Origin of the sequence: Noviluteimonas caseinilytica, from assembly GCF_018406605.1 — a bacterium.
Taxonomy (GTDB): domain Bacteria; phylum Pseudomonadota; class Gammaproteobacteria; order Xanthomonadales; family Xanthomonadaceae; genus Noviluteimonas; species Noviluteimonas caseinilytica.
Genome location: NZ_AP024545.1, coordinates 169,530 through 187,333, shown reverse-complemented (window position 1 = coordinate 187,333; position 17,804 = coordinate 169,530). Strand labels below are relative to the sequence as shown.

The window sequence follows — 17,804 nt, the reverse complement described above, 5'->3', positions numbered from 1 at the left end:
CGCGAGCGTGCAATGTCGTCCCGATCGCTTCCCGTCCCGCTCCGCATCCTCGGCACGGGCACGTTCACCCCGGGCCGCCGGGTGGAGTCCACCGAATTCGACGCCCGCTGGCGCAAGCCCGCCGGCTGGACGCAACGCCATACCGGCATCGACCATCGCCACCATGCGACCGCCGACGAAACCACTTCGGCGATGGCCGCGCATGCCGCACGCGAAGCGCTGGACCGCGCGGGCCTGCAGGCCCGCGACCTGGACCTCGTCGTCTCGGCCTGCAGCGTGATGGAGCAGGCGATCCCGTGTTCGGCGGTGTTCGTGCATCGCCGCCTCGGCCTCGAAGGCACCGGCATCGCCGCGTTCGACGTCAACGCGACCTGCCTGAGCTTCCTCGCCGCGCTCGACATGGTGGCGTGCATGCTGGCCGCCGGGCGCCTGGAGCGCGCGTTGATCGTCTCCAGCGAAATCGCATCGGCCGGCTTGAACTGGGACGACCCGGATTCGGCGCCGCTGTTCGGCGACGGCGCCGCGGCGGTGGTCGTGTCGCGCGCACCGGCCGATTCGCGATCGCAGCTCCTCGCCGCGCACATGGAAACCTATTCGGAAGGCGCCGAGCTGTGCCGCGTGCGCGCCGGCGGCACCCGCCTGCGCGTGGCCGACGACATGGACGCGTATCGCGATGCCGCGCGTTTCGAAATGGCGGGCAAGGCCACCTATCGCCTCGCCGCGCAATTGTTGCCGGGCTACCTGGCGCGCTTGTTCGGCCGCGCGGGCGTCACGCTCGATGACCTCGATGCGTTCGTCCCGCACCAGGCCAGCGACAAGGCGCTCGCGCACCTGCAACACGCCTTGCGCCTGCCCGAGGACCGGCTGGTGCGCATCCTGTCCACGCACGGCAACCAGATGGCCGCATCGATCCCGACGGCCCTGCATCGTGCGATCGACGCCGGGCGCATCGTGCGCGACGACCTCGTGGCGCTGGTCGGCTCCGGTGCGGGCCTGTCGTTCGGCGGCGCGGTGCTGCGCTACTGATGGCCCGCGTCCTCGTCACCGGCGCCAGCGGGTTCATCGGTGCGCACGTCGTCGCGGCGTTGCGCGCGCGTGGTCACGCGGTGGTCGCGAGCGGGCGCAACGCGGCGAAGCTGCCGCGGCCGGCGCCCGGCGTCGACGTGCGCATCGCCGACCTGGCGTGCGACCCGATGGCGCCGTTGCTCGCGGGCTGCGACACGGTCGTGCACGCCGCCGCGCTGTCGGCGCCGTGGGGCGCGTCCGCCGACTTCCAGCGGGCGAACGTGCTGGCCACGCAGCGCGTCGCGCGCGCCAGCCTCGACGCCGGCGTGCGTCGCTTCGTGCACCTGGGCTCGCCGAGCATCTACTTCCGATTCGAGGACCAGTACGAGGTGCGGGAGGAATTCGCCGCGCCCGCGCGCTGGATCACGCCCTATGCGCAGAGCAAGTGGGCGTCGGAACAAGTGGTGCGCGCGATCGCCGCCGAAGGCCTGCCCGCCATCGTGCTGCGCCCGCGCGCGGTGTTCGGCCCGGGCGACAACGCGATCCTGCCGCGCTTGCTCGCGGTGGCCGCGCGCGGCTGGTTTCCGCTGATCCACGGGGGCAGGGCGGTCGTGGATGTCACCTGCGTCGACAACGTGGCCGCGCTCGTCGCCGATGCGATCGATGCCGACGTGCCCGGCGACGGGCGCGCGTACAACATCACCAACGGGGATCCGATCGAAGTGCGCACCCTGGTGTCGCTGCTGTTCGATGCGCTCGACATGCGCGTGCGCCGCGTGGCGATCCCGCGCGGCCTGGCGGTGCCGCTGGCGGCGGTGTCCGAACGCATCGCACGCCTGCGTCCGGGGTGTCCCGAACCGCGACTCACGCGCTATGGCGTCGGCGTGCTGGGTTACTCGCAGACGCTCGACATCGCGCGCGCGCGGCGCGAGCTCGCGTATTCGCCTGGCACGTCGATCGCCGAGGGCATCGCGTCGTTCGCGCACTGGTGGAGGCGCCAGCATGCTTGAGTGGCGCCTCTACGAAGCCGGCCATTGCATGCACCCGGAACTGGCGACGCTGCAGGGGGGCCGCCTGGCGCCGTGCGCGTTTCCCGCGCTGGTCGCTGCCCTCCGGCACCCCGTGCACGGGAGGATCCTGTTCGATACCGGTTACGCGCATGCGTTCTTCGCCGCGACCGCGCGCTTCCCCGAGCGCCTCTACCGCTGGGCGACGCCGGTGCGCCTGCAGGAGGGCGAATCCCTCGTGGCGCAACTCGCACGCGATGGCATCGCGGCGGGGGACATCGCCTGGGTCGTCGTGTCGCACCTGCACGGCGACCACGTGGGCGGCCTCGCGGATTTCCCGCTGGCGCGCATCGCCTGCGCGCGCGAAGCGGTCGACTGGATGCGCGCGCGCGGTCGCATCGGCGCGCTGCGCAAGGGTGTGTTGCCGGCGTTGTTCGACAGCGCAACGCAGGCGCGCATGGAAGCGTTCGAAGATCGGCGCACGGTGGCGCTGGAGGGGCCGTTCGCGCGCTTCGGCGTGGCGCGCGACCTGTTCGACGACGGCAGCCTGCTCGCGATTCCCCTGCCGGGCCATGCGCCCGGGCATTACGGCCTGTTGTTCCGCGATGCGGACGGGCTCGTCTTCCTCGTCGCCGACGCGAGCTGGTCGAGCCACGCGATCCGCGCGGGCATTCCGCCGCCGGCCGCGGTCACCGGCTGGCTCGGCGACACCGACGCCTATCGCACGACGCTCGCGCACCTGCATGCGCTGCATCGCGAAGCGCCGCACGTGCGCCTCGTCCCGGCGCACTGCAGGGAATGGCGTCCCGCGGGCGAGGGCCTCGCCCATGCGTAGCGTGTTGATCCTCGGCGGGCGCGCGCCGGTCGCGCTCGACCATGCGCGCCGCTTCCACCGCCAGGGCTGGCGCGTGGTGGTCGGCGATTCCATCCCGTGCCGCTTGTCCGCGTTCTCGCGCGCCGTGCACGCGAGCGTGCGCCTGGCCTCGCCGCGCCATGCACCGACAGGGTTCGTCACGGGCTTGCGCGCCGCCATCGACCAGCACCGGATCGACCTGGTGGTGCCGACCTGCGAGGAAGCCTTCCATCTTTCGCGCCATCGCGATGCGCTGCCGGCGGGCACGCAATACGCCGTGGATGGATTCGAGCAACTGCGCGCGCTGCACAGCAAGTGGACGTTCCTCGGCCTGGCGCAGCACTGCGGCGCGCACGTGCCGGACAGCGCGCGCGTGCATTCGATCGAACAGGCCCGCGAATGGGCGAAGGGCGCGCCGGTGGTGCTGAAGCCGGAGTACTCGCGCTTCGGCGTCCACGTGCGCCTGCATCCGCACGGCATGCCCGAGGATGCGCCGCCGCTGGCGCAAGCCGGGGCGTGGGTCGTGCAGCGCTTCCATGCAGGGACGGAAGCCTGCTCCTACAGCGTCGCGCACGCAGGCCGGCTGCTGGCGCACGCGTGTTACCGGCCGAAGCATCGGCTCGGTGCGAGTTCGAGCTACTACTTCGCCCCCCACCGATCGGAAGCGATCCGCGGCTTCGTCGAAACCTTCGTGCGGAAGATCGGTTACACCGGGCAGATCGCCTTCGACTGGATCGAAGGCGCCGACGGCACCGCGACGGTGCTCGAATGCAATCCGCGCGCCGTGAGCGGCGTGCACCTGTTCGCGCCGGACGATGCGCTGCCGGACGCGTTGTGCGGGCAGGGCGATGCCTGCGTCGAGCCGGCGGAAGCATCGCCGCGCATGCTCGCCGCCATCATGCTCGGCGCGGGCGGGGCGCGTGCCTTGCGCACGGGTCGCATGGGCGAATGGCGACAGGACTGGAGGCGCGCGCGCGACGTCATCGGCGTCGCCGGCGATCGCGCGCCGCTGGCGGGCGCCATCGCCGACCTGGCCGCCTATGCATGGTCCGCGTGGCGTTCGGGCAACACCTTGCGCGAGGCGGCGACGCAGGACATCGAATGGGACGGCGAGCCCCTGCCGGACGCATGAACGCGCGCATCGCAGCGACACCCGCCGGCGCGCTCGATGGCGCGGACTTCGCGCGCCTGCATCCGGCTGACGCGCTCGCGCGCTTCATCCCCAACGTGCCCGGTCGAATGCAAGCGATCGGCGCAGGCGATGCACGACTTCCCGTGCTGGTGTGCGAACCCGGGGCCGACGCCGCCTGGACCTGTTCGCCGACCACCGCTTGGGCGCGCTGCGGCCGCGAGGAAGCTGCGCGCACGCTGCCCGGGTGGCTCGGCGCGCCGGTCGGCGGCCTGTTGCGTGGCGTGGAAGCATGGCTGGCGCGCGCGGGCGTGGATCGCGTCGTCGTGCTCGACCACTGGCTGCTGTCCACCGACCTGCACGCGCCGGTGGCAGGCGTCGACCTGCCGCGCGCCATGGACGAGGCCCGCGACCGCTGGCCCGGTCATGCGCTGTGGATGCGCTCGTTGAACGCGATCGACAACGCCGACTGGTTGCAGGCGCTCGAACGCGCGGGCAGCACGCTGGTCGCCAGCCGGCAGGTGTACCTGTATCGCGACGTGCCCGCGCTTGTGGCGCGCCACCGCGACATGAAGCGCGACTTCGCCCTGCTCGCGAAGACCGCGCTGCATCGCGCGCACGACGACGGGATCGGCGAGCGCGACTACGCGCGCATCGCGCAGTTGTATGCACAGCTGTACCTGGACAAGTATTCGCGGTTCAACCCGATGTATACCGAAGCCTTCCTGCGCGCGTGGCACCGCGCGGGCCTGCTCGAATTCCATGGCTTCCGCAACGACGCCGGCGACCTGGCGTGCATCGTCGGCCTGTTCCGCCGCGCCGGCACCGTGAGCGCCCCGATCGTGGGGTACGACACGCAGCAGCCGCAATCGCTCGGCCTGTATCGCCTGCTCACCGCGCTCGCGTTCGAACGCGTGGCGCAGACTGGCGAACGCCTCAACTTCAGCGCGGGCGCAGCGGGCTTCAAGCGCTCGCGCGGCGGGATCCCCGCGATCGAATACGGTGCATTCGACGTGCGCCATCTTCCGCGGCGTTCGCGCGCCGCGGTCGCGCTGCTGTCGCAAGCGACGCGGCGCATCGGTGTTCCCCTCCTGCAACACTACAGACTCTGACGACCGGCCATGGGCGACTGGCACCCCGCATTGTTCTCGCACTGGTATGCCGTGGCGCGCAGCCGCGATGTGCGCAAGGCGCCGCACGCGATCACCGTGCTCGACCTGCCGATCGTCCTCGCGCGCTCGGACGATGGCCGCGTCTACGCCCTCGAGGATCGCTGCCCGCATCGCCACGCGCCCTTGTCGGCCGGGTGCCGCACCGCGCAGGGCATCGCGTGCCCGTACCACGGCTGGACGTTCGGCGCCGACGGCGCGGTGCAGCGCATCCCCGGCCTGCCGGACGACGTTGCGTTGCCCGCCGTGCGCGCCCGCGCATTCGCCACGCACGAGCACGACGGCATCGTGTGGCTGCGTCCGGGCGACGAAGGCGACGCGATGCCGGGTGCGTTCGTGCAGGCCCTCGATCCCGCGCATCGTCGCTTCCTGTGGCGCACCACGTGGGACGCGCACGTCGTCGATGCGATGGAGAACTTCATGGATCCGATGCACACGCATTCGATCCATGCCGGGCTGGTGCGTGGCGGTGCGCGCGCGCCCGCGACGGCCACCGTGCGCGCGGACGGGGAGGGCTTGTCGGTCGAATACAGCGGGCAGGTGGCGCAGTCGGGGTTGTTGTACCGCCTGTTCGAGTCGCCGCGCACCAGCGAGCACGTGCACTTCGCCCCGCCTGGCAGCGCGCAGATCGCGTACCGCTATCGCGACGGCGCCATCGTGCGCATCACCCTGCACTTCACGCCGCGCAATGCGCGCCAGACCGACGTGGTCGCAACGTTGCACGTCGAGAACCGCTGGGCGCCGGCGTGGGCGGTGCGCTGGTTCGTGTGGCCGTTCCTGCGCCGGGTGGGCGAACAGGACCGGCGCATGCTGGCGATGCAGGCGCGCAACCTCGAACGGTTCCCCGGCCGGCGGGGCGCCTCCACGTCGCTCGACGTGCTGCGTCCGTTCCTCGAAGCGTTCTGGCTGCGCGGGGAACGCCCTGCGTCCGCGCCTGCGCGCAGCGTGCCGATGATGCTCTGACGCGGCGATTGGCCCGCACCGACGGGCTTCGCGCAGGGAACCGTTGTGGTTGACATGCAAGTAAATGCCTGCATATCATCCGCGCCACGCCAGAACAGGAACCGATCCGCTGCCTTCCGATCTCGACAAGGTGTTCAAGGCCCTGGCCGATCCCGGCCGGCGGCGCCTGCTCGATTTGCTGCACCGCGAGAACGGCCAGACCCTCGGCGCGTTGTGCGAGCAGATGGACATGACCCGGCAGGCCGCCACGCAACACCTGAAGGTGCTCGAAGACGCCAACCTCGTCGCCGTGTTCTGGCAGGGGCGCGAAAAGCTGCACTACCTCAACCCCGTTCCGCTGCACGAGATCCACGCGCGCTGGATCGGGAAATTCGAACATGGCCGCCTCGCCGCGCTGCGCGCGCTGAAGCAGAAACTCGAAGGAGAGACCGAATGAACAAGCCCGACTTCGTCTACGTGACCTACATCGCCACCACGCCCGAGAAAGTCTGGAAAGCGCTGGTGGATCCCGACATGGCACGCCAGTACTGGGTGGATCCGGTGCGCGGCTGTGCACGCGTCAATGTCTCGGACGATTGGCAGCCCGGATCGCGCTGGGCGCATCGCCGCGCCGACGACATGGACACCGTCGACATCGCCGGCAACGTCATCGAATCCGATCCGCCGCGCCGGCTCGTGATGAGCTGGGCCCGGCCCGAGGAGATCGACGATGCGGGCAAGCACTCGCGCGTGTCCTTCGACATCGAAGCGCTGTCCGATGCCCTGGTCCGCCTGACCGTCACGCACGACGACCTCGCGCGCGATCCGAAGATGCTGGCCGGCGTGTCCGGTGGCTGGCCGACGGTGTTGTCGAACCTCAAGACGTTGCTCGAGACGGGGCACGCGCTGCCGTCGTCGGCGGCGAAAGCGGCGGCCTGACGCGCGCGTCGCGCTACTTCGCGGGCAACGCCGGTGGTACGCCCATCTCAGGTGGCGGCGTTGCGCGCGTGGGCTGCAGCCACATCCGGCCCGCGGCCAGGTCCAGCGTGACGATCCAGTCCTTGAGGAAGGGCATGCCGAGGTTGCCGTCGATGTTCATGTCGGTGACGAACACCAGCCCCTTCGCCGCGATGCCCGGTGCGATCGGGATGGTGCCGGGCGTCGGCGCCTTCGCCTGCGGATCCAGGCCGAACAATTTGGCGTAGGCACGCGACACGAGCAGCGTGCCACCGTTGCCGCTATCGAGTTCGAAGCGCGCGATGCCTTGCGGCGTCGGCACTTCCAGGTTGACGGCCAGCGCGAGGCCTTGCACTTCGTGCGAGAGGCGCACCGGCAACTCGCGCGCACCGACGATGCGTTGCGCGGCGCTGGCAGGCGATTCGATGTAGAGCTTGCCGCCGGCGAAATCGATCGTGATGGTCTGGCCCGCGAACACATCCAGCGCCAGCAGACCCGCGATCGGCGGGGCATCCTTCGCGATCAGCGGCGCCACCTGCATCACGCCGGCCACCGGCGCCGTGAGCCGATGTCCGTCGACGTCGAACTGCAGGCCGTCGCAGCGCGGCATCGCGAGCTTCGTGCCGGTCATCGTGAAGCCGCCGAGTTCGCCCCAGGGTTTGCAGCCGGCCGCGGCCGCGAATTCCGGCGAGGCGATGGAATGCCCGCCGGCGGTATCGAACGCGAACAGGCCCTTCGTCCCGTTCGCGTCGACGCGCACGGCCACGGAGCGACGGAACGGCTCCAGCGTCAGCGTGGCGACGGGCGCCGCCGTGACGGCCGGCGGCGGCGTGGCCGCCACGGATTGCGTCTGCGCAATCGCAGGCATCAACACACCCAGGCACACCAGCGAACACCACGGCAGCAAGCGCATGCGAACACTCCGAAGGGCATCGACGCGTTGTGATGCGCGGGCAGCCGTGGCGGTTTAATCGCGGCGGGCGGGTCAGCCCTTGATGAAGGCCAGCAGGTCCGGATTGATCACCTCGGCGTGCGTGGTGCACATGCCATGCGGGAAGCCCGGATAGACCTTCAGCGTGCCGTTCTTCACCAGTTTCACGGCGAGCTTGCTCGCATCGTCGATCGGCACCACCTGGTCGTCGTCGCCGTGCATGAACAACGTAGGCACTTCGATGGCCTTGAGGTCGTCGTTGAAGTCGGTTTCGGAGAAGGCCTTGATGCCTTCGTAATGCGCCTTCGCGCTACCCATCATCCCCTGGCGCCACCAGTTGGCGATGACGCCTTCGGACGCCTTCGCGCCGGGCCGGTTGTACCCGTAGAACGGCCCCGACGGGACGTCGCGGAAGAACTGCGCGCGATTGGCGGCGAGCCCGGCGCGCAGGCCATCGAACACTTCGATCGGCAGGCCGCCCGGATTGCTGGCGGACTTGACCATGATCGGCGGCACGGCGCTGATCAGCACCGCCTTCGCCACGCGGCCCTTGCCGTGTCGCGCCACGTAGCGCGCGACTTCGCCACCACCGGTCGAATGCCCGACGTGCACCGCGTTGCGCAGGTCGAGGTGCTCCATCACCGCGGCGGCATCGGCGGCGTAATGGTCGACGTCGTGCCCTTCGCTCACCTGGCTGGAACGCCCGTGGCCGCGCCGGTCGTGCGCGATGACGCGAAACCCTTCCTTGAGGAAGAACAGCAGCTGCGCATCCCAGTCGTCGCTCGACAGCGGCCAGCCGTGGTGGAACGCGATCGGTTGGGCCGTCTTCGGGCCCCAGTCCTTGTAGAAGATTTCGACGCCGTCTTGCGTGGTGACCGTGCTCATCGGTGTTCCTCCGTGGGGGTGGGAGAAAAGCGGCGCCGTTGCGGCGCCACGACCGATGCTACGCCCGCCCTCCGACGCGGGCATGACGGAAGTCGTGTAGCCAGGCGGCGGTACGGCTGCTTATGGTGTCGCCCTCATCCCGGGGGAAATGCCATGCGCCTGTTGCTCACCGTCGTGCTCGCCGTGTCGTCCGTGCCCGCGTTCGCGCAGGCCAAGGTGGAGCGTCCGCCGCATCCCGTCGCCACGCCCGTGCCGGCGGCGAAGGCCGAGGACGTGAAGAGCATCGACGGCATCATCGCGGCGCTGTACGACGTGATCTCCGGCCCGCCGGGCCAGGCGCGCGACTGGAACCGCATGCGGTCGCTCTTCATCCCCGGCGGCCGGATGATGGCGGTGGGCGGCAAGACGCGCGACGTGGTCGGCATCCGCCTGCTCACGGTCAACGACTACGTCGCCAGCTCGGGCCCGATCCTGCTGGAAAAGGGCTTCCACGAACGCGAGCTCAAGCGCACCGTCGAACAGTTCGGCGACATCGCGCACGTGTGGAGCACGTACGAAGGCGTGACCGAAAAGGACAAGCACAGGATGCGTGGCATCAACACGCTGCAGCTGATGTTCGACGGCCAGCGGTGGTGGATCGTGTCGCTGATGTGGGAAGCGGAAGGCGAGGGCGTGGCGTTGCCGGCGAAGTACTTGCCCTGAAAAAGGAAAAGGGCCGCTTGCGCGGCCCTTCGCTTGATTCGTGGTGGAGCGGAGGAGGATCGAACTCCCGACCTTCGCATTGCGAACGCGACGCTTACCCCCTCGGGCCGAGCGGAAAGACCTATCGGATCAAGGGCTACCTGGGGTAGCTAACCCGTTGATTAATGGGATAAGTGCCAGGTAAGCCGGAATTGTCGACGGCCGTTGTGGTGCGGCGCACCAACGTCTTAAGCGCACTTCTAGCCCTTTCCATCGTCATACAGGACTGTGACTGCGTGGTCCTTCTGCCATTGCTCGCTGTCCTTCGGCAACCAGGTGACAAGCACTAAAGCACTCCAAGTCCCTAGTGGTTCAATCGCTGCAATGGTCTCTTTTGAACCCCACAACGCCAAATAAGCGTTGGAATACTTATGGTTCTTGAGCGTCGTCAATGAACACAAAGAGATCTTCTTTCCGTCGCTAAACACGATCTCTCTCTGTTTGATGAACTGCGCCGTCTTCTCCTCGCCCAAAATGTCGACAAGCATCGAGTGCTTCAAGTCGCCTAGCCTGGGAACCACCACTACGCCACTTTTGGCTGTTTCCAACATCTCCAGCAATTTGACAAGACCAACCCTCGCGCCCTCAGGATTGTCACCGAAGGATTTGACGAGAAATCTTTCCCGAGTCACTAGAATTCCTTTTTTAAAAGCGACGACCCGAAATTGGTCGTGACGTCAATGCTGCGGACGTAGCCGCAATGAGTCAAATTGGCGAATCAATGAAGGACCGACCAAGGCCGCCTTTCCAAGTGCCGTCGCCATCCTTGCGTCTGAACGATCCCAAGTGGATGGGGACCTGCCGAGCACGCGAAAAATTCTCTGATGCACCGCATCATTGGTTCCGCTGCTATTGGGCAAGTCCTAGAACAGCCGCCATCTGCGCAATACAAGTGTGATCCGAGGCGACTGCGCGGATAAGCTCCACGAGGCATCCCGATGGTGCACCCGCGCGCCTTGAACCTCGATGGCTCTACTTAGGAGGTAGAAGTGATGTCCCGTGCTCGCGACCTATTCGAACGGATACGAGCTGGAGGGATGGCAGAGATCAACGCCATGCTTGCAGATCGAGTTTCTGAGGAACTGTTTCTGGACTTTAAGAAGTCTGGCGACAATGGCGGCGGGAACGTTCTTCACGCTAGCGATAATAAGAACTTGTCAAAGGCAATCGCGGGGTTCGGAAATAGTGCTGGCGGAGTAGTCGTCTGGGGTGTTGAATGTGCCGCTAGGCCTGATGGTGCTGATCTTGCGGCGACACTACATCCGGTACACAACGCTCAGGCATTTCGTTCCCGACTTGAGTCGGCGATTTCAAGACTCACAGTGCCGCCGCATGACGGGGTCGAAAACATAGCGGTTACAAACGAGGGCGAGGTCGGCGGATTTGTTGTAACCCTTGTGCCGCAATCATCTCGGGCTCCACTTCGAGCTGAGGCGCCCGGTTTAAGGAACTACTATTTGCGAAGTGGGTCGTCTTTCGAGGTGATTCCGCATGACGCCCTTGCAGGCCTTTTTGGACGTCCTCCGAGAGCAAAAGTTGCACTCCAGTTCGTCTCACTTCCGGCTAGGCGTCCCCAGCATCAACAAGATGACAGGCTGGTGCTGGCGTTCTCTCTAGCCATCGCAAACACAGGGGCGGTGCTAGCCGAGAAGCCCTACATGTCAGTGTGGTGGGGCGACACCGGGGAGGCGAAAGTTTCAGTACATCAGAAGCGCGAAGCATTTCCGGTCCGCATGAACTCATTTCCCGGAGCCCAAGCTGTCGCGCTTGACGGAATGTCGTTGGCGCCAGATGCGGTGGACGAGGTCCTCGATTGCCTTATTACGGTCTCGGAAGATCCGGTGGCTGACTTATCGATTCGGATTACAACCGGGGCGCGAAATGCGGAGCCGGAAATCACACGGATTTTGGGGAGATCTGCGGATCTGAGGGCCGCTGTCGATCGAAGCCGTCGGCAACAGCTTGAGACGTCCGAAGTACTGATGCGAGTTGTCGATCAAGTCTGAGCTGCCTCCCCTCCACGATGTGCCCTAGATGGTCCGGTACTTTTCACGGAGTGAAGTACTAAAACCAGCGAAACTCCCTAAAAGTAAAAGGAATGCATATGCCTAGACTGGTGGATCTCCTCGGCATCGCAATCAACGAGACTTTGTCAATGCATGGAAGCTCGTTCGATACATGGGCACAGGAGTTGCCTGACGAGCCTTTCGGGCCGACTATTCCAGCAGGCGATGGGCTCGGCTTTTACAGAACCAGCCGTGTGGGAATGAACGCTATTGTTCAAATAGCAGATGCCTTACAAGCCAATGATCAGAGCACCAATCGGACTGTTAGCCAAGAAACTATTCGCCACGAAGCGGCTAAGGCCCTGGGAGAGCTCTTGAATGAGTTCGCTCAATCGGGCAACGAAAATGCGAATCTAGCAAGATACAAGGAACGTTTGAGCGATCGATTGAATCAACAAAAGCTCAAACTGACGCATTATTTTGCTGTGTGGCTTTTTCTCGGGCAGGAGGCAGCCGATTTCAACGTTGGAACTGTCTGGTTCCGCTCTCCCGCGAACTGGCTCGCAGAAGTTGAGCGCCTTCGTGGCCAGAGTTCGTCATGGATGTGCGAAGTGCTTGAACGCTGGTCAGGGGATTCAAAAGAAGAGAGCCTTTCGCGCACCGCAAATGTCGTCGCGCGCTCCGTTCATTCCGATCAATGGGTAGCGTGCGTTACAACCGATGGGTTTGAACGGGAGGAGTCTCACAGACGTGCCTTGATCGCTGTGCGTGCCGCAGTCGATACACTGCGTCTGGTCGTGCCCCATTCGCACAACAGCCGGCTGTGTTTAGCCGTAGACCATGCGCCTCCCATAAACGCAAACCGTTTAACGCAGCGCGATAACGCCGATTTAGCAATCGGAACCTCATTTAACCCGCCTGGTCTTTCGGGCGCCCCGGGTATGGGTCAGACCGTACTGAAACAAAGTGAGGGCCTCCGAGACGCAGCGGGAAGACGAATCATTATTCCCTTGCTCGCAAACCCGGAAATGGCTCCATGCCGGAAACTGTCAGAAAGATGGGTCAACGCGGTGCACTGGTATGGGCGTGGCTGTTCCGAGGAAGCGGACTTCACCGCCATAGTGAGTTTTGCGATCGCGATGGACATCCTTTCCGGCGGTCTGGAAGATCGGGGAATTCTAGAGCTTGCGGCTCGGCTCCTTCAGATTCCGTATTCCCGCTCAGTAGTTGGGGACGGAACTACTCTTAAGCAGCTCGTAGCCCGCATTTATAAGTACCGATCTGGGATCGCGCATGGTTCAATTTTGGCGCTAGAAGAACGTCTTCGGACCGAAAGAGCGAAGGCTGATGTTCTGGCATCCGCAATATTGGCGTCATATGCGATTGAGCTTGACCGCTATGCAAATTCTAATGGCGTCGATGATCGAGACACCTTTCGGAACACTCTTCTCGCAGTTCCGGACGGACCTTAAGTGAGCCATTGAGCGATGGGCTGAGCATCAACTTATGGGCACATATACAGACTTTTGCGTTGCCGGCTACCCACTTATTAGTAGCAAGAGTGCGGTCGTGCCGGAGGCGATGACTGTGTTCCGTGAAGAGGATAAAAGAGTCTTCGCTCGGGACCTGGGCTCGAGGAACGCGCTCATTTGGGGCGATGCTTACTCAGACGATGCTGGTCAAGTCGAAACCGCCACGGAATACGCATGTGACACAGGCGCAGTGGTGGCACGGCTGGAGATAATGGGATTCACCCTCACCAGGGCGCGTCGTGAGTTCGAGGCGGGTCGTCAGGCAGAATTGGAAATGTACAAGGAGTGGGCCGCAGAAGAGCCTGATGCGACCTGGTTCATCGACAAGGTCGAGGTTCTTAAAGAACTTTCCTTTGATGAGTATCTCGTCGCTCTAAAGATGGTGATTGCGGAAGGACTCCGTCCATCTCCGTTTGATGATTGCGGGAGGACAGGTCTTTCGACCGCTGTGAAGTATGTTTTGGAGGATAACGAAGAATACCTGTTCGGCTTCTTTACGTCAGATGTGCGCTGCCTTATTCGCGTTGCATGCGAGGTGGCACAAAAGCCAAGTGAAGTGGCCCAAGACATTACGGACCTGATTGATGGCGGCTACTACGACTCGAATGACTCCGTCTGCAAGCAGTCGATCGATTCGTTGACTATTGGTCACCTAGAGAATGCCAATCGAATCGTTCTCACAGAAGGCGTAACAGACACGGTAGTGCTCAAGGCATCTCTGGAGTTGCTTTACCCGCACTTGGCTGGATACTACTCGTTTCTGGACTTCGGTGGAACGCGAATCCCCGGAGGGGCAGGTCAGCTTGCGTCCTTGGTCAAAGGTTTCGCAGGGGCTGGTATTGGCAACCGTATCATTGCAATTTTTGATAACGACTCAGCAGCTCGGGACGCGATCAGATCGTTGGCGCAATTACGATTGCCTTCTAATATCGCTGTTCTCAGATATCCCGATATCGATCTACTGCGTAGCTATCCGACTCTCGGACCGAGCGGAAACACTAACCTTGATGTCAATGGGCTCGCAGCGAGCATTGAGTTGTATCTGGGAGTTGATGTGTTAGCCCGAGACGACGGGTCGCTCGCACCAGTGCAATGGAAGGGGTACGTAGAAGCTGTCGCTGGATATCAAGGCGAGGTATTGGGGAAGAATGAACTTCATGCAGCATTTGTGCGCAAGGTCGCCGCCGCGCGGCAAGATTCGAGCGCCGTTGTTCAGCAGGACTGGTCGGGTATCGACACGATACTGCGCGCGATATTTTCTGCATTTCGTGATTAAGCCAGAATCGAGACCATCTCCGTGACCGTTTACAACACTCCGTCAGACGCAGCCAACACTGCTGTTCGCTCGTTCCTAACCTCCGTGGGCCAGCACTACCTCGGCAAAGCCTTCAATACCGGATCGGGTAGCGGCAAGGCCACATGGCTTCGAATATGTGATGACTTCGGTGGCATGTGCGCCTACTGCGGGACACTTGCCCCGATGCAGATCGAACATCTGGTTATGTTCAATCGCACCGAATATGGGCTCCATCATCCAGGCAACGTGGTGCCGGTCTGCAGGCCGTGTAACAAGCGCGCGAGAGATGTGAACAATCAGTACGTTCCCTGGGAAGCGCACCTCGCTCACGTGTGCGGAGGGGAGGGCTCCGAGGAGTACATGTCCCGCTACTCGAAGATCTTGGGTCATGTCGCCAAATATAACTATCCAGCGCTAACCAATCATGAGCGTCACGCGATTCGAGTAATCGCCGAAGCGTTGTACGAGAACATCAAAACCGAAGCCGAGAAGGCGCTTTCGATGTATCGGAAGCTCGATGCGGCGTTCGTGCAATCGCCCAAGACGCCCGAAGTAGCGAAGTCCTAGGGCCAGCACCGCTCGCGCCGTGCCACTGGACCGAACTGGACGACAGGCCGGAGGAACTCCATAGAGGGTACACGACGCACTTAGCGTCAACCCAAGGTCTGCTCTACGAGATCAATGAATCTCAGGCAGAAGTCCTTTAGGTCTACGGCGGATATTGTCGCGCGCCAATATGGAGCGTCTTGACCGGGCCGGTAATCTTCGACAGAAATCACCACGTCCGAGATATCCGTGCTGTCCGAGTTGAACGAGAAACGTCCATGTGCGATCGCATTCCTGAGATGGCGAAAAAGTTGCGCTAACGTTTCACAGATCTGTAGCTCAAAGGTCCATTGGGGCCAGCCACCTGCTTGCAGGGAAGCGAGACTCATGACCCCAAGCTGCTTAACCAAGTTCCGTTCGTGCGGAACAACCACCAGGCCAAGCAACGAGACAACCAACTGTGTAGTCGGATGAACCGCATCACCTGCCTCATATGCCGCGTCAATGCACTCTAAATTTCTACGGGTGCGAGCAGCGAAGCCGAGGGCCTCATTGCGGGATGCGTATTGCATTTTCTTGCTCGCTTGTGCTGAGTTGGAATGGAAGTCCTAGAGTCTCAACCATCCGTATCTTCCTACTCGCCCGACGGGTCGGCTGGCCGAGTGAAGCCCGTACGCGGCGCATGTCCGCTTTTTTCCTGAGCAGACACGCCCCTCAAAGCCGGACTACTCGATCTGAATGAAGTTGGTTGCGCGGACGAGCACTTCAAGTTCGGTTAGCGTCGACGACTGCGGAATCTTGCAAGTGATCCCGAACACGGACGCGGTGAATCGGCCTGTGCCCGTTTCGATCTGCACGGACCCTGTTCGCGACTCGGTATTCGTGGTTGCTTGGCCCCAGAAGTAAACGAAATCGATGCCGGGAGCGCCTATGTTGACAGCGGCCTTGCAGGGCATGGTTACGCGCGACAGCGAGGTCGCGAAAGACATCCTTGTGCGCACGACACGAATGTCGTCATTGGGCAGGACTACGAGGTTGGGCATCGGCACAGAGCACGTCACCCACACAGTTCGGGTAGCACTCGTGTTTCGGAGGCCTTCGATCGACCTGAGTAGCAACGCTTCATCGGTTGGCGTGTTCGCCACGCAAGCTGTCGCAGGTAGCGCCCACAATCGAGTGTCGGGGCCATCCAGTGTGTCTTGTGCCTGGGTCACCCCTGCGACCAAGCCGAGTGCGAAGAACGGAGCCACGATCTTGTTCATGATGCATCCTCCGGGGCGCCGGCAAACGCTGCCACGGGGCGGATTCTTGCGCGGAGAGTCGCCATCAACAGTGAAATCCAGCGCCGTCTATCGGGGGCTCGTCTATTCACCCGCCCAAGCGGCCGTCTCGCCTAGCGATAGTAACTATGCCAGCGAAAGTATCCGCCCCCTGCATCGTGGCAGCCCAGCAAACCCGAGAGTTCGAAGTCCTAGATCCATCGCCACCAGCGCAATCCCACTGATCCGAATTGGACGACTGGCCGGAGGAACTCCATAGAGGGGAGGCCGCGCTGACCGCCCATGACTTTGCAGATCCACGACGCTCTGCACTCGGGGCGAGCGGAAAGACCTATCGGATCAAGGGCTACGGGCTGAGCTAACCCGTTGATAAATGGGCATAAGTGCCTCTTAAGCCGGAATCCACCACACAAGCCTGCTGGTGCAGCGCACAACGCGGGCTGCGAGAAACCGTCAAGTCCTACGTCAAGTGCGTGACGGGCGATCCGACTCCGTGGATCGGCATGTCGTAGCTGGAATCGATAGAACCTTCGGAGTCAGCCAGCTCAATCAAGAGCTCACCATTTGTGGGCATCGGAGAATCCAACGCTCGCGCCATAAGTCCCGCGACTTCGGTGCCAGCTAATAGGTCGAGATAGAGGAACTGCCCCGCAGGATTGACTTCAAAAAACACAACCTCTCCATCGGAGGTCTTCCGAAGATCAATCGCGGCGTAGTTCAACTGCGCAAGTTTGCAGAAGGTGATGATCTGGCTCTCAACGACCGCCGGAAGCTCAACGACCTGGCAGGGCGTTTTGGTGTCAATGCGAACATCCGTTGGGTATCGGCTTTTCGTCAAATCAAATCCAACCGCCACGACGCTCTCTTCCACTACAGTCACGCGGATATCCAGCGGGCCCTGAACATTCTCTTGAAAGATGGCCGGACAGACCCTCAAGCGATCGAGTGAGCTGCGCACCACAGCGTCGACTTCGCGAGTTGGTTGCCAAAACGCCTCGCTTCCCCAGAAACTCTTGTAAATCGCAGACGGGTGTTTTGCGAGAAACTGCGCTGCTTCCAGAGGATCACTGGTGACACATGTATCCGGAACGCGCATTCCGCACCTGCTCGCCAAACACAGTTGATGGATCTTGCGATCCATCGTCCGGTGGACATCTGGGTGGTTAAAGAATCTGCAGTTTTCGGGGAGGCTGGCTAACAAGCCCTCCAGAAACTGCGTCTGCTCGACTTCGATGAAGTTTCGATAAGTTTGATCGCAATTGGGGGGCGCAGACACATGAGTCGGCCTCCGCCACCAAACAGTTCGAACATGCGCAAGACTTACTGCTTCGCCAGAAGGCAATCGAAAGCTGGGGAATCTGTGCGTTCCTGGATGGACAGTGCCAACGGTCCCATTGCCGAGATCGCGAAGGTCGATCAATAAAGGGACACAATCCGAAGACAGTCGACTGACCACCGGAAGGATATGTTCATCCTTCCGGTGGGAGAAAAGAAGTGTGGTCGGCGAGATCACAGAGCACGCGC

Annotated in this window: 19 protein-coding genes; 13 read left to right on the top strand and 6 right to left on the bottom strand. The window is 63.3% G+C overall.

Translation table 11 applies throughout. The features are described from left to right. Positions 1-12 precede the first annotated feature (12 nt). The 8 genes from LYSCAS_RS00975 (at position 13) to LYSCAS_RS00940 (ending at position 7,044) form a co-directional block, all read left to right on the top strand. Entirely contained in the window at positions 13-1,026 is a 1,014-nt protein-coding gene (locus LYSCAS_RS00975; protein ID WP_213435194.1) for a beta-ketoacyl-ACP synthase 3, read from the top strand. Next, entirely contained in the window at positions 1,026-2,015 is a 990-nt protein-coding gene (locus LYSCAS_RS00970) for an NAD-dependent epimerase/dehydratase family protein (protein WP_213435193.1), read from the top strand. The genes LYSCAS_RS00975 and LYSCAS_RS00970 overlap by 1 nt, the downstream gene beginning before the upstream one ends. Beyond that, a complete protein-coding gene (locus tag LYSCAS_RS00965; protein ID WP_213435192.1) occupies positions 2,008-2,847 on the top strand; it encodes an MBL fold metallo-hydrolase in 840 nt (279 codons plus the stop codon). Before LYSCAS_RS00970 ends, LYSCAS_RS00965 begins: the two co-directional genes overlap by 8 nt. Next, positions 2,840-3,997: an ATP-grasp domain-containing protein gene (locus LYSCAS_RS00960; RefSeq protein ID WP_213435191.1), complete on the top strand. Its 1,158-nt coding sequence runs from the start codon at positions 2,840-2,842 to the stop codon at positions 3,995-3,997. The genes LYSCAS_RS00965 and LYSCAS_RS00960 overlap by 8 nt, the downstream gene beginning before the upstream one ends. Beyond that, positions 3,994-5,106, top strand: a complete 1,113-nt coding sequence (locus LYSCAS_RS00955) for a hypothetical protein (protein WP_213435190.1) — start codon at positions 3,994-3,996, stop codon at positions 5,104-5,106. Before LYSCAS_RS00960 ends, LYSCAS_RS00955 begins: the two co-directional genes overlap by 4 nt. 9 nt (positions 5,107-5,115) lie before the next feature. After that, positions 5,116-6,126 (top strand): aromatic ring-hydroxylating oxygenase subunit alpha, encoded by a 1,011-nt coding sequence (locus LYSCAS_RS00950; RefSeq protein ID WP_213435189.1) that lies wholly within the window; start codon positions 5,116-5,118, stop codon positions 6,124-6,126. Positions 6,127-6,190: 64 nt separating this feature from the next. Next, complete coding sequence (locus LYSCAS_RS00945; protein WP_213435188.1) at positions 6,191-6,562, top strand: ArsR/SmtB family transcription factor; 372 nt, start codon at positions 6,191-6,193, stop codon at positions 6,560-6,562. Next, a complete protein-coding gene (locus LYSCAS_RS00940) occupies positions 6,559-7,044 on the top strand; it encodes an SRPBCC family protein (RefSeq protein ID WP_213435187.1) in 486 nt (161 codons plus the stop codon). Before LYSCAS_RS00945 ends, LYSCAS_RS00940 begins: the two co-directional genes overlap by 4 nt. 13 nt (positions 7,045-7,057) lie before the next feature. Here LYSCAS_RS00940 and LYSCAS_RS00935 read toward each other — a convergent pair whose 3' ends face one another. Further along, positions 7,058-7,975, bottom strand: coding sequence for a hypothetical protein (locus LYSCAS_RS00935; RefSeq protein WP_213435186.1), 918 nt, complete (start codon positions 7,973-7,975; stop codon positions 7,058-7,060). Between the two features lie 72 nt (positions 7,976-8,047). After that, on the bottom strand, positions 8,048-8,878 hold the full coding sequence (locus LYSCAS_RS00930) for an alpha/beta fold hydrolase (RefSeq protein WP_213435185.1): 831 nt from the start codon (positions 8,876-8,878) through the stop codon (positions 8,048-8,050). Between the two features lie 153 nt (positions 8,879-9,031). Between LYSCAS_RS00930 and LYSCAS_RS00925 the strand changes: the two genes are divergently transcribed. After that, entirely contained in the window at positions 9,032-9,580 is a 549-nt protein-coding gene (locus LYSCAS_RS00925; RefSeq protein ID WP_213435184.1) for a hypothetical protein, read from the top strand. A 239-nt stretch (positions 9,581-9,819) separates the two neighbouring features. On the opposite strand, the gene LYSCAS_RS00920 is transcribed toward LYSCAS_RS00925, so the two are convergent. Then, entirely contained in the window at positions 9,820-10,107 is a 288-nt protein-coding gene (locus tag LYSCAS_RS00920; protein ID WP_213435183.1) for a hypothetical protein, read from the bottom strand. A gap of 549 nt (positions 10,108-10,656) precedes the next feature. Between LYSCAS_RS00920 and LYSCAS_RS00915 the strand changes: the two genes are divergently transcribed. The 4 genes from LYSCAS_RS00915 (at position 10,657) to LYSCAS_RS00900 (ending at position 15,021) form a co-directional block, all read left to right on the top strand. Next, a complete protein-coding gene (locus LYSCAS_RS00915; RefSeq protein WP_213435182.1) occupies positions 10,657-11,625 on the top strand; it encodes an AlbA family DNA-binding domain-containing protein in 969 nt (322 codons plus the stop codon). A 110-nt stretch (positions 11,626-11,735) separates the two neighbouring features. Next, positions 11,736-13,097 (top strand): HEPN domain-containing protein, encoded by a 1,362-nt coding sequence (locus tag LYSCAS_RS00910; RefSeq protein WP_213435181.1) that lies wholly within the window; start codon positions 11,736-11,738, stop codon positions 13,095-13,097. A 34-nt stretch (positions 13,098-13,131) separates the two neighbouring features. Next, positions 13,132-14,433 (top strand): HEPN/Toprim-associated domain-containing protein, encoded by a 1,302-nt coding sequence (locus LYSCAS_RS00905; protein ID WP_213435180.1) that lies wholly within the window; start codon positions 13,132-13,134, stop codon positions 14,431-14,433. A gap of 21 nt (positions 14,434-14,454) precedes the next feature. Then, positions 14,455-15,021 carry an HNH endonuclease gene (locus tag LYSCAS_RS00900; RefSeq protein ID WP_213435179.1) on the top strand — a complete coding sequence of 189 codons (567 nt, stop codon included), beginning with the start codon at positions 14,455-14,457 and terminating at the stop codon, positions 15,019-15,021. An 86-nt stretch (positions 15,022-15,107) separates the two neighbouring features. Here the strand turns inward: LYSCAS_RS00900 and LYSCAS_RS00895 are convergent, their stop codons facing one another. From LYSCAS_RS00895 to LYSCAS_RS00885, 3 genes are all read right to left on the bottom strand, one after another. Next, positions 15,108-15,572 (bottom strand): HEPN family nuclease, encoded by a 465-nt coding sequence (locus LYSCAS_RS00895; RefSeq protein ID WP_213435178.1) that lies wholly within the window; start codon positions 15,570-15,572, stop codon positions 15,108-15,110. Positions 15,573-15,725: 153 nt separating this feature from the next. Continuing rightward, positions 15,726-16,262, bottom strand: coding sequence for a hypothetical protein (locus tag LYSCAS_RS00890; protein ID WP_213435177.1), 537 nt, complete (start codon positions 16,260-16,262; stop codon positions 15,726-15,728). Positions 16,263-16,740: 478 nt separating this feature from the next. Beyond that, entirely contained in the window at positions 16,741-17,421 is a 681-nt protein-coding gene (locus LYSCAS_RS00885) for an ATP-grasp domain-containing protein (RefSeq protein ID WP_213435176.1), read from the bottom strand. Positions 17,422-17,804 lie beyond the last annotated feature (383 nt).